Raw genomic sequence first — 11569 nt, 5'->3', positions numbered from 1 at the left:
GGGCCTGTAGCTCAATGGTTAGAGCCGGCGGCTCATAACCGCTTGGTTGGGGGTTCGAGTCCCTCCAGGCCCACCATCCCTGAATTTTGACGTTATTGTTGTCGTCCGACACGGAAACGCCGACTTTGCGACTGTAGCGTGACGCGCGGTTTTTCAATTTTGACAGCTGGTTTTGCAGCAAACCACTTTCCAAAAGCCGTCGCGCTTCAATGTGGAAAATACTTCGGGATAGCGGATGACCTGCATGAATCGTCGTAAACTGTTAGTCTCGGGTATCTAGGCTGTGTGGACGGATTTGATGAGGTTGAATGCTGCAGCGATTGACACGATGGCTGAAAAGTTGCGTTTGGTTTTCTCGCAGCGCAGAGCCACCCGTTTGAAGCGCTTGAGCTTTCCTACAGCCTGCTCGATGCGGGCGCGACCTCGGTAGATAGCCTTGGCAAAGCGGGCAGGTTTGTCTTTCTCGTTGGTTTTATGCGGGATCACCGGAATGGCTCCGCGAGAACGGGCCGCGTTTCGGTTAGCCTTGCTGGCATACCCCTTATCTGTAGCGCGCAAAATCGGTTGGCGCGGCGCGCAATATCGAGTGGCAGCAAATTGAACTGCTTCCGAACGGCTTTTAAAGAGGCTTCCAAGGGCACTTAAATATGCTCTGTAAAAGCTAGGTTCAAACAACCATACGTCGCTTTGCGTTGGCCTTCTTCGCTCGCCGTTCGCGCCGGTTTCCTATCGCCTCAACATTCCCCATATCTCGATACGGGTCAATGGTTTCGTCAAGTGGGTCGGCCCACGACCTGAGAATTTTCGACCGCACCCCGGCTGCGCTTACTGTCGTCAGGCGGCAGTGTCCCCCAACCACTGCGCCGAAGTCGGCCCATTCCTTGTGCAGCATGCTTCCTTTGCCGAACACGTTCTGGCGCATCATGTCAAGCAGGTCAGCTCCGTGCGTAGGTAGGAACTGAGGGTCCTCTATGCCCAGCTTCCAACCTTTTTGATGGAGAGCCAACGGGTCGATGTCCGGCGCGCCCTTCAGAATGCCTTCTCTTCTGTGCCACCTGTAACGAGGCTCATCGTAAATGCCATCGTAGCTCCACAGGACACGTTGCTGAAGACCTTCGCTTTCGCTGTAGGTCGCTAAGAAGAGATCGAAATTCCATTCCTTTTCATCGAGCGTCTGGCAATGCTGCTTCAAGCCTTCGGCCATGACATCCAGCCAGGCGATGAAGTCGTCCATGGTCTCGACATTGTCGGCCATGGTCACGACCGCTTTGCCGAGCATCTCGACAACGTGGCTGTTGCCCCGTCCTGTCAGGGCAACAGGAAGCCTCTCGGAATACCAGCATTTATCCATCACCTTGCGCAGCTTGTTATCCTTGGAATAGGCCGCTGCATCAGTGACGATCTGGATGCAATCGCTGTATTTGATCATGATTACGGCGGTCATTATTCCTCGCAAAGGCTCGATCGAATGGGAGTGGTGATTGGCATGTCCACGATGAACTTGGTGATATCGGACGCGACGTTTTGAAGTATCGCTTCAGGATCGAAATCACCGGAGAACAAACCGTCAAAAATCTCGTCAATGACACCCTCGCCAGTAGCACGCAGGTCGCCCCAAGCATCCTTCTGACGCTCAAGCTGGGTATTTAGGTCGGCGGTTTCGGCTGCGGCGCGGATACGCTGTTTCGATATGCTGTCTTCCAGCGAATAGCCGTCACGCTTGCCCGGTTCGTTGGCCTGCGCGATGATTGCCCTCAGCTCCGCATCGCTCTTGTTCTCGACACCGCCTGTGATGTTGTCAATCGCGCGGCCTGTCCAGTCCATGGCGTTGCTCGCGCCCGTCGCGACCGCCTGCCATGCGCGGCCAAGCGCCGTTGTCGCTTCCGCTGCATCTGCCAGCCTTTCGGGCAATGCATCCAGCAAGACGGCCTGCGCTTCGGCTGTACGGTTCTGGGCAGCGAGATTGCGAGCGTATCTGGCGGTTTCCGCATCGATCAGGTTATATTGCTGCGAAAGTGTCGCGGCAGCTTTGGCCGGATCAGAGAACATTTCCGCCAAGGCGTCTCCGGCCTCTGAAGCGCTTATGCCCATGGTCGCTGCGAAGTCACGAGACAGACCGATAAGGTCCTCGTAATTTTCCGAGCCGATCTTTCCGGTTCTCAGGAAGCCGGCCTGCATCTGGCGGGCAGCACTGACGGATATACCGGCAGCGGTCGCGCCAGCGCGCGCCGCTTCATCCATCTCAGCCCGTGTTCCGGCAACCGCCAGACCAAGGCCGCTGGCGGCGGTATCGACTTCCTTGATGCTGCCGATATAATCGTCATAGGCCTTCGCACCCAGAACGGTTGCCGCCGTCAGTCCTGCAATCCCGGCCGTCAACGGTGTGATGAAGCGCGTGGCTCCGCTGAGAACCGAGCCGAAGTCCTTCATCGCTGCATTCGCGCCGCCCTGTCCGGCATAGAGTTGCGCGATCTGCGGCCCCTGCTGGGCAAGGATCATGGCCGGGTTCATACCCATAGCGGCCGTCTGGCCGATATCGAAGAGCTGATAGGTCAGGTTTTGACGGCGGAAACGGGCGTTGTTGTCATTGAAACCGGCCAAGCCGCCGCTCATCATCGCAGCGGTGTTGCGACCCTTGATAGCGTCGATCGAGGCCAACGTTGCCTGCCGCTGGCGGCTGATCGCCGCCGTCATCTCATCGGTCGAGATCGCCCCGAGACGCTGGGCCTGTCGGATCTCTGCGACTTCCTGCTTGTAGCGTTGGGTGACGGCGAAAAGCGGATTGTACTTGCCGCGCAGCCTGTCGAGTTCGGCGCCATAAGCGGCAATGTCGCCGCCGCGATTGCGGTTGTCGGTCTGGGCGCGGCTAAGCCCTGTGGTTGCCTCGACCAAGCGCTGTACATGCGGTTGAGCTGATAGTGCCGCAGCGCCAGTCGCTTCAAAATCACGCTGCGTTTCCTTCAGGTCGCGTTTCGCGTCCGTATTATCGACCGCAAGAAGAATCGAGGCTTTCATCGGTTGCGTCATGGCGACTAAAACCTTCCAAAGTTACGCCCCGGCCAGAAAAGCACTGACCCGGCCGGGGCGCTTCATCTGCCTCCATACCGGGCAGGTGTGGCAGGTTGCTGCATGGAGGCAAGTGTTCCTGGCGAACGCGTGAGCCGCCCGTCAGGAACACGCCTTCCGCGCAAGCCAGCTGAGGACAAGAACTTGCGCGGAAGAAAGGTTACGAGGCTTTCACCCAGGGCGTCACGACGATCTGCACCGTATTGTGCCACTCGTTGCTTTCGCCGTTTTCGAGCGTGGTCGCGTTGATCAGCTTGAGCGCGGCCTGTTCGTTGTTCGGGCCGACCACGAGAACCGTGGGCTTGATGCCGAGCGGCCTGCCTTCGTCGCCAGTCAGCGTTTGCATGTTCTTGCGGGCAATCGCGTAGTTTGCCGAGGTCAGTTCCTGCCGCGATCCCCACGCAAGCTGCCAGAGGCCAAATCCAGCCGCGCCACGGGCATCTACGCCGTAGATGTATTCCTTGCGCATGAACACGTTTTCGTCGCTCGGATCGGTCAGGGAATTGAAGTCGTAGGTCCGCCGTTCCTGAAAGATCAGCGGACGGATAGCGCGGCTGGTATCGAGCAGATACCAAGGCTCGCCAGTGCCGCCATCGGTGTTGGCAACAGAAACGTCTTCGCCGTTCTCCTTGACCGGATGATCGGTATCGAAGAAGTTCTGGCCGTCATAGCATGCTTCCGTCCAGCCCTTCGCCAGAAGCGAGAACACCAACTCGTCAGGGCGTGCTGCCGCCGCGCGGCCCATGTCCGCGACGAACGGCGTGTAGATGCCGTAAAGATCGTCCTCGATCTTGTTGCGCGGCACGCCGACGGTCATTTCAAAGTCACGGTTCTCGACCGTGAAGCCCTTCGCGATCAGGTTCTTGATTTCCCGGTCGCCGATCCATTCGCGCATGCCGGGAAGCTGGCCGAGCCAACCGTAGGTTTCCTTTTCCGTCGAGGACGGAACCTTCATGGCAACGGTGCTCCACTGGGAAGCCGCCCCTTCAAAGCCCTGCTTGTAGGTCGCTTTGAAGCCGTTGAACATGGCGTTCAGATTTGCTTCGTTGATGATCACGGGATTACTCCATGTTCCGGTCGGCGCGGCCCTGCGCGCTCAGATATTGTTCGGGCGTCAGGCCCATGTTGCGGCAGACCGCCTTTTCCTCGCTGGAGAGGGCAGAATTGAACGACAGCGAGACAGGCGGCTTGGCGTTTACGCGAGACGGCTTCAGGAGTTCGGTAAAGCTACCGCCGACGCCGGAGACGAATTCGTCATAGGCCGAAAGGTTCGTGGTGCAGAGCGACACGGCCCATTCACTCATGAAAGGCGGTATCTTTCCGTTGCGGATATCCTGCGCCACATGGGCTTCCGCCTTTTCCTTGGTGACGCCGGAGCGCAGCTTGTTAACCTCGGAAATGGCGCGCTTGTAGTCGCCAATCGGCACGAACTTGGACGGATCGGGCACGGCCGCCTGTTCCGAAACCATCTGTTCGCCGGTGAGTTCCGCAAGCTCTTTTGCCAGTGCGGAAATGCTGTTGAAACGGGCGGTGATTTCCTCTTTGCCCGCCGTTTCGGGAAGGCCGAGCAGCTGCGCCGCCTGGGCGAGCTTTTCGGCAAGTTCGTCGTTGTCCATGTCTGCCCCTGCGCGGTTCAACGCGATAAGTTGGTCAAGGTTTGGTGAGTTGGTGAGCGCCGCGTTGCGCCGGCGCGTCACGACACCGGTTTTGGTGTGGTAAAAAACCGGCGAGATGTAGCGGTATTCCCGCTTTGCGATGTGGGCGGCGGCGGTATCGGTCCATTCAACAAGGCCCCAGATACCGTTTTCCCGCGCCTGAAGGCCGACGATCCAGCCCGCCGCTGGCGCTGGCTTGCCGTTCTTCTGGCTGTTCTCGGCCTGATGCTCGTAGTCGATGACGATCTGCCGCTGACCGAAGAGCTGCCGCGTGCCGTTGATGACGCCTTCGGGATCATCGAGCCGGTACGGCCCGCGTCCGTCTATACCGGAGAACTCGCCAGCCGGAACAAGGTGCACCCAGCTTTGGGCGGGACCGGCGTTTTCCGTTATGAGTGCGACGGCCGTCATGGAAGATTGCAGAGCGCTCATTCACCGCCTCCGACAATACGCAGGTCCGCTTCCACGTTCTCCAGTTGCTGACGAAGGCGCGCGGCCCTTTCTTCAATGGTGAGCGGTTGCTTCACTTTGTTGATGTAGCTGCGAACCGTCACATCCGAGACCCGCAGTTTCCTCGCGATCTCCTGATTGTTCGCGCCTTTGGATCGCAGGTAACGCGCCAGAAACGGCCGGGCAAACGGGATGCGCCTGTGCCCGGAGAGCTTTTTCGAAAGTTTGAAAACGTTTTCCGTACCGATACATCTGGCAAGAGAAGACGCTTCAGAGTTTCGGTACACCGGAATAAACACGCAGCTGCCGCCGAGTTCCAGAAACAGCTTCGCGGCCATATCCAGACCGATCAGGTCGATATAGACCATAAAATGCGCAGGAATGCGCCAAGATAGGGGATTGCCGTGTTTGTCGAGCCAAGTGATTTCCATGCCGAAAAGCATGAACCAGTCGCAAACCTGTTGCCATTCGCAACAGGTTTGCGAGAGGTGGCGACAGATTGTCAGGAAGAACCCCGACAATACCAGAATGATCAGGCCGTTGGCAATCATCACTCTCGGCCCTCCCTGCGCTGATCAGCTTGTTTCAGCGTTTCGGGCGTGCCGACATATTCGCCGTCCCGTCGCATTCTGGCCTTGTGTCGATAGACGGTTCGCACATGAACGCCTGCCAGACGGGCGACATCGTTGGACGTCAGGCCGTCCCTGCTCAGAAGCTCCGATAGTCGTTGATTGGTTCGCTGCTGTCTGGAGTGTACCGAAAGCGGAACAGTGAACTGTGCAACCCCAACGGATGCGGGGCAAACGGCATCGACAATCCGCTTCGCATCCTCATAGCCGATCAAGCGGGAAATCCGGCTGTTAGGCGTAAGGGCTGACGGTCGGGGCAACGAAATGCGCATCCCGCCAGCTTCGGCGATGAGCTTGTCCGCGACTTCATCGCCCACCAACTCGCGAATGTCGTCAAGCAGATGTTCCTGCTCGTCGTCGCACCAGTCGATGGAAATCAAGGGTCTTTTCGTCATTGCCGCCGCTCGCATTCGAGAGGCAGCAATGCCACACGGCTGACAGCTGTCAGGGCTGTCAGCTGTCAGCCGTAAAGAGAAAAAACGGGGAGCGGGAGCCGCCAAGGGGGTACGCCACCATCCCCGTAAGAGTGTCACCGTTTCCGGGACGGGATCACCCAACCGGACGTGCGAATTTCCCGGTTGTCATGGCGGCTCTGAGTTAGATTATACGCCTGAACGCCAGATTTCGCAAGAAAGGCCGCAGAGCGACGTTTGGGGGGGGCGATCGGTAGCAATGCCGCAGAAGTCCATGAACGCGCCCCACGGCCTTTGAAAGGGCTTTGACGTCGATTTCAGCCGTCATCCGGCCAGCCCGAGCCGCACAAGCACCCGTGCCGCCTCCGCCTCGTCCGGCGCGACGATGCCGGGCGGCAATCGCTCCTGCAGGATAACCCACGCCTCGCCTATGTCGCCATAGGTCTCCGTTCGCATGATCCGCAGCAAGGGCAGAACCCACGGCGGCGCGGTGTTTTCGTCCGGCTCGTGCACTTCCAGCGGAATATCCGGCAGGTCAGGCAGCGCCATCACAACCGTGTCGATTTCCGGTAGGTCCAGAATACGCGATATCAGCGCATCGAAGGCACGGGCCGGCAGACTGGAAACGTGATAGACATAGTGAAAGCGGCCCGCCTGTTTGGCTTTCTGGCGCAGCCACTTCTCATTTGACGCCTTGTTGGAAATTCCGTCGCGCGTGGCAGGCAAGCCGGGCAGGCGCTGGCCTTCAAGATCGGCAGAGGAAAACCACTCCTGAATTTTCGATTGATCGCGCACCACACGCAACAGCAGCGCTTCCAGATATACAAGCCGACGCTGGTTATAGGCCCACTGGTCAGCAGGCACGGACACGGTAAGCTCAAACATACCGCCTTCTCCATAATGACATGATGAAGGTGCCCGCGCGTTGACCCTGACCGGGGAACGCCTCGTGCGCCTTCCAAATTGATAGGATGAAATGGGCTTAGTGAGCCGGTAGCCCGATCAAGCGGGCTACCGGAAGGCTCCTATTCATTGACGGCTTTATTGCCGCGCTTTCTGCCCGGCGCGTCGCGTTCCTTTGGCGCGCGGGCAGCGATCAGCATGGAAACCACTTTCTGAACTGCGGCTGGTTCAAGGTCGGCGGCCTTCGCGATGCCGTCAACATCGACAACCTCTTGCCCGATAGCGCGTTCGGTATTGCTCATCAACTCGCCCAATGTCTTCATTTTGGGCTTGGACGCCGCCGTCTTGGTCTCGACCGCTTCTGCAGATTCGTCCTTTTGTTCCTCAACTGAACGGAAGTGCTCATAGAGCTGATCGAGATCGTAGCATTGCTGATTGATGATATGAAAAATGCCCGGTGCAAGGTGGTTCGCCGGGTCGCCATGTTCGAGGGTCGAGCAAATAAGATCGTTGATCGCACCGAGGGCTTCCAGCGCGTGGTGAAAGCGGTCGAGCGGATGCGTGCTGCTATAAAAACGGTTGGTCATTTCGGTCTCCGTGTAACGCTTTTCAAGGCGTATCTCTGCGGTCGGCGCAGAAGCCGGGAGTTGAAAACCGTACACGGACGGCAACATGACCTTTAGGCTCTCGCCCTGGACATTCGCCATGTCCTCCCGGCCGCAAGCATGTCGGCCACGCCCCGGAGACAGGGCATAAAAAAAGCGCCGTTCAGGCGCGAATACAGAATTAGGGGCAAACCTGCTCCTATTCTTGCACCGGCCTTGGTGGCGCATCCCACCGTGTAGAGTTTTCAAGCTCCGATGTCACTTTCGTGATGAAAGCCGCCATTGTCAAGCCGGGCGTGGGGCGTTTCGGTGTGCTCGAATGTCAGAATGCATAAATAGGGTCAAACTTGACCCTATTTCGGAAGCACTGCCGGAGCGACTTTGCGACCAAATACAAACGCCACACGTGTTGCGACATTAGTGGCCACTCCTGTGGCAACTAATGTGCAGCTCAAATAAAGCGGAATCGCTTTACGATTGGCGCAAGTGTTTGATTCGGAGTTCGCAGTGACTATTAAATATTTTATCATTATATTTCAATGACATGATTGTTTGCGCAATCTCCGAAACCAATTCTGACTTCACGCAAGACCAAGGGTAAAGCTGCTATACTATATGCGTCGATCGACTTTCGTGCCCCCAGCAAGAAAATTACTTCCCAGTTCATCTCCGGCAGTTCGATAGAAAATATCCATTTTTCAAGGGTTTAGGGAAATATTCCAAACTAGGAAGCTGTTTCCCGCTTTCGATTAACCGTTCCACGCCGAAAGTAGCTTCTGTTGTCGGGCTTCGTGGCTTTCCCGTTCGAAATTCCTCTTTTTCAAACCGCACTTACACGAATTCCGCGCCGCTCGTCCCCGGCTGTGATAGGATCGGCCTTGGCCCACCGCAAAACGCCCGATATCTGCACCGCAAGTGCCAACTGATCTTGCGCGCCGCGATTTTCGCCCGTTCGCGTCCACTCTCGCCAACTGCCTTTAGATAAAGGCTTTTCCCACGAATTCTCACATATTCCCGGATAATCTCGGAAATGCCAACTGATATTGCGGGTTACATTATCCGCGACAACCGCGCGGGGTGTCACGTCGGGACCGAGGTCCAACAGGATCCGGAAATGCGGAGCATCGCCTTTTTCGCCACCGGTCAGATCGAATGCGATTGGCAGGCCGTCGAAATCCGTCTTCAGATGGATTTTGGTCGTGAAACCGCCGCGTGACCGGCCGAGCGCCTGACCTTTCTGCCCCCCTTTGCGCCAGCAGCCGAAACATGAGCGCGGACGATCGTGGAATCGAACATCTGAACCAGACTGGCCGTGGAGGACAGAGAGGCCAGATGCTCGAAGAAGAGATCGAAGGTGCCGCCTTTGCTCAGTCGGTCGAACCGTTTCCAGACGCTATTCCATTTGCCGAAGCGCTCCGGCAGGGCACGCCATGTGATATTGTGAACCGCGAAATAATGAAGGGCCTCCAGAAAAAGCCGGTCATCCCGGCCTTTATCGCCACGTCGGGGTAACGATGCCTGAAAAGCCTCAAGCGCTACCCGCCAGTCGTCCTCTGTCATCTTCGTGCTCATGTCGACCTCCAATCAGTCGACATCCCATGAATCAGACAACGCTCAGCCGGGGAATCCCATTTCTTCAAACTGCGGCAATCCGTCCACACCGCCTAGCAAACATCCAACCATAGACGCTTCCCTGGAAGCCTTGAGAATGTCCGCCTCCGATAAGACCTATCTACTCAGAGAAATCGGCATCAAAGAAGGCCACTACAACTATTGCTGCCCGATACAACAGGTCGCCAATGACAATGGCTCCGAGTTCGGTAAATTACCTTTTGGCGGAGCAATGTTTGCCCAGGGTGTGCGCACTCTCGGAGCATCCCTGATGAACACGGCAGCAGGCGTTTCCTGGCTGCGTGGACATATCGAGCGCTTCTTTCGGACGTGTGACCTGCAACTTGCACGCTATCTGCCGGGTTACACCAGCAACAACCCGCAAACGCGCAACGACAGGAAACCTGGCGAGGAAGCTTGCATCACTGATGACGAACTTCATAAGCTTTTTACCGCGTTTATCGCCCGCTACCATAACTCGCCCCATCGCGGTCTGAACGGCAGGACGCCGGCGGCGGTATGGGATGAGCTCATCCAACACGAAGATTACGATCCCTTGCTGATGCCACTACCCGGTCGGTTGCGCGAAGCGTGCGGCTTCGAGGCTGAAGCGAACATCACCGAAAATGGTATCAGCTATGCGGGCTTGACCTATGCAAACGAGTTCACCCGCAATCAACGCTTGGCCCGATTGGACGATCGCGTTGCCAAGCCCGGTGAAAAGGTCAGGATCAAGGTCGACCCCTTCGACCTCGGTGGTATCTCCGTCGTTGCCAATGAAGAACTGATTACTGTCCCGTGCCTTAATCCGGATATGCGCGGAAAAACGCTAAGGCAATGGCAGGACGCAAAAGCGGCGGCACGGCAACGCATCAAAGCGGAAAATCTCTCCCGCGAAAGGGCGCAGGCTGAAGCCATCGAAAATGCTGACAAGCTCGTCAATGAAATTCTCAGAACATCAGACATTGGTATGATGGGCTATACCAGCGATGAGATCGACCGTGCCAAACGGGAACTGAGCTTTGGCAAAGGCCAGCACGAAAGACCATTCATCGGTCAGGATGAGTACGTGGATCCGCCGTATGCGGGCACTGAAATCCAGGACAACGAGTTCACTGACGAACATCAAGATCAGGAAGAATATCGCGAAGATACTCCAACACCGATGGACCGGTTTCGTTCGGACGCGATCAGACGCAGAAGACACATGGGGGGCGCGCGATGACCAGCACAAATTCTATAGCTGATCAGTTCGACGCCTACGGCAAGATCGCAGCTCGCCTGGTCGGGTTGGAGGATTACTTCGTCAAGACCCAAACCTATTGGGACTTCAGGGACCGCGTTTTTTCTATTCTTGAAGCGCGCGAACAGCGCCTGCAAGCAGGCATGACCGAACTCAAGGGCGCGGCTCTCATAGGCGATGCGGGAGCCGGAAAATCACGGATCGCAAAGGAAATCATAGCCGAATATCACGCGGCGACGGCTGAAGATGTCAATCGGAAATTTGGCAAACACATTGTCAGCATCGTTGTGCCCGGTCGCTCCACCGTGCAGTACACGCTGACGGAAATTCTTGGTGTGCTTGGGTACCCGATCGAACGCGCTCGCAAGGAAAGATATCTGACTTCTCTTGTTGTGAAACACATGAAGGAGAACGGCGTCATAGCGCTGCATCTTGATGAAGTTCAGAATAGCGGACGCTACAAGACCAGTGACAGCATCGGGTATTTCATGAAAAACTTCAGGAACTTGATGCAACATCAAGAATGGCCGGTTTGCCTGATCCTGACTGCTACACCCGAAGGGAGGGATTTTGTCACTCAAGACCCCACCCTGACGCGAAGACTCCGCCCCATCGAGATGCGACCACTCGACTTCCGGACTGATGGCGAGGTTTTCCGGAATGCTATCAGAACATTGCTCGAACGCGCAAAACTGGCCCCGGCAGACGAATTGTTGGCCCAGAATGAATTCATCAAGATCTTGTTTCACGCGGCCAACTATCGCTTCGGCGTTGCGATGGAAATGACAATCGAAGCGATCGGAGAATGCCTCGGCGCGAAGCGGCGCGAAATCGACATCGGTGATTTTGCCGAGGCCTATGCTGTTCGCATGGACTGCGATGACGAGCTGAATCCGTTCTGGGCGGAGAATTGGAGCGTCATCGATACCAATCTGGCATTACAGCGGCATGAAGTCGATCACGCAGCTCACCTCGGACCACCTGGGCGTGTATG

13 protein-coding genes and 1 tRNA gene are annotated in these 11569 nt (G+C 56.8%); 4 read left to right on the top strand and 10 right to left on the bottom strand.

All coding sequences use genetic code 11. The features are described from left to right. Positions 1–76: transfer RNA gene (locus tag AC5DC2_RS11605), tRNA-Ile, on the top strand. Between the two features lie 200 nt (positions 77–276). On the opposite strand, the gene AC5DC2_RS11600 is transcribed toward AC5DC2_RS11605, so the two are convergent. The 9 genes from AC5DC2_RS11600 to AC5DC2_RS11560 all read right to left on the bottom strand — a co-directional run bounded on the left by AC5DC2_RS11600 (position 277) and on the right by AC5DC2_RS11560 (position 7823). Next, positions 277–558, bottom strand: a complete 282-nt coding sequence (locus tag AC5DC2_RS11600; protein ID WP_491698585.1) for a transposase — start codon at positions 556–558, stop codon at positions 277–279. Between the two features lie 109 nt (positions 559–667). Next, positions 668–1444 (bottom strand): hypothetical protein, encoded by a 777-nt coding sequence (locus tag AC5DC2_RS11595; RefSeq protein ID WP_491698583.1) that lies wholly within the window; start codon positions 1442–1444, stop codon positions 668–670. Next, positions 1444–2694: a phage tail length tape measure family protein gene (locus tag AC5DC2_RS11590; protein WP_491698582.1), complete on the bottom strand. Its 1251-nt coding sequence runs from the start codon at positions 2692–2694 to the stop codon at positions 1444–1446. The genes AC5DC2_RS11595 and AC5DC2_RS11590 overlap by 1 nt, the downstream gene beginning before the upstream one ends. 532 nt (positions 2695–3226) lie before the next feature. After that, positions 3227–4123 carry a Mu-like prophage major head subunit gpT family protein gene (locus AC5DC2_RS11585; protein ID WP_491698581.1) on the bottom strand — a complete coding sequence of 299 codons (897 nt, stop codon included), beginning with the start codon at positions 4121–4123 and terminating at the stop codon, positions 3227–3229. Positions 4124–4127: 4 nt separating this feature from the next. Beyond that, on the bottom strand, positions 4128–5153 hold the full coding sequence (locus tag AC5DC2_RS11580; protein WP_491698580.1) for a phage protease: 1026 nt from the start codon (positions 5151–5153) through the stop codon (positions 4128–4130). Beyond that, positions 5150–5725, bottom strand: coding sequence for a hypothetical protein (locus AC5DC2_RS11575; RefSeq protein WP_491698579.1), 576 nt, complete (start codon positions 5723–5725; stop codon positions 5150–5152). Before AC5DC2_RS11575 ends, AC5DC2_RS11580 begins: the two co-directional genes overlap by 4 nt. Further along, positions 5722–6180, bottom strand: a complete 459-nt coding sequence (locus tag AC5DC2_RS11570; protein ID WP_491698578.1) for a hypothetical protein — start codon at positions 6178–6180, stop codon at positions 5722–5724. Before AC5DC2_RS11570 ends, AC5DC2_RS11575 begins: the two co-directional genes overlap by 4 nt. 357 nt (positions 6181–6537) lie before the next feature. After that, positions 6538–7098, bottom strand: coding sequence for a DNA-binding protein (locus tag AC5DC2_RS11565; protein ID WP_491698577.1), 561 nt, complete (start codon positions 7096–7098; stop codon positions 6538–6540). A gap of 140 nt (positions 7099–7238) precedes the next feature. After that, entirely contained in the window at positions 7239–7823 is a 585-nt protein-coding gene (locus AC5DC2_RS11560; RefSeq protein ID WP_491698576.1) for a hypothetical protein, read from the bottom strand. 928 nt (positions 7824–8751) lie between these two features. Between AC5DC2_RS11560 and AC5DC2_RS11555 the strand changes: the two genes are divergently transcribed. Beyond that, the gene (locus tag AC5DC2_RS11555) at positions 8752–8937 is read left to right on the top strand and encodes a hypothetical protein (protein ID WP_491698575.1); all 186 of its coding nucleotides are present in this window, start codon (positions 8752–8754) and stop codon (positions 8935–8937) included. Here AC5DC2_RS11555 and AC5DC2_RS11550 read toward each other — a convergent pair. Beyond that, positions 8904–9293 carry a transposase gene (locus AC5DC2_RS11550; RefSeq protein ID WP_491698574.1) on the bottom strand — a complete coding sequence of 130 codons (390 nt, stop codon included), beginning with the start codon at positions 9291–9293 and terminating at the stop codon, positions 8904–8906. The genes AC5DC2_RS11555 and AC5DC2_RS11550 overlap by 34 nt on opposite strands. Here AC5DC2_RS11550 and AC5DC2_RS11545 point away from each other — a divergent pair. Beyond that, a complete protein-coding gene (locus AC5DC2_RS11545; protein ID WP_491698584.1) occupies positions 9292–10557 on the top strand; it encodes a TnsB C-terminal domain-containing protein in 1266 nt (421 codons plus the stop codon). The two genes, AC5DC2_RS11550 and AC5DC2_RS11545, sit on opposite strands and share 2 nt — an antisense overlap. Next, on the top strand, positions 10554–11569 hold a 1016-nt coding region (locus AC5DC2_RS11540), incomplete at its 3' end, for a TniB family NTP-binding protein (protein ID WP_491698573.1). The genes AC5DC2_RS11545 and AC5DC2_RS11540, both read left to right, overlap by 4 nt.

The sequence above is a fragment of the Martelella sp. genome, assembly GCF_984369615.1.
Note: the sequence above shows the minus strand (reverse complement) of the source record. Positions and strands in the feature narration are given on the sequence as shown.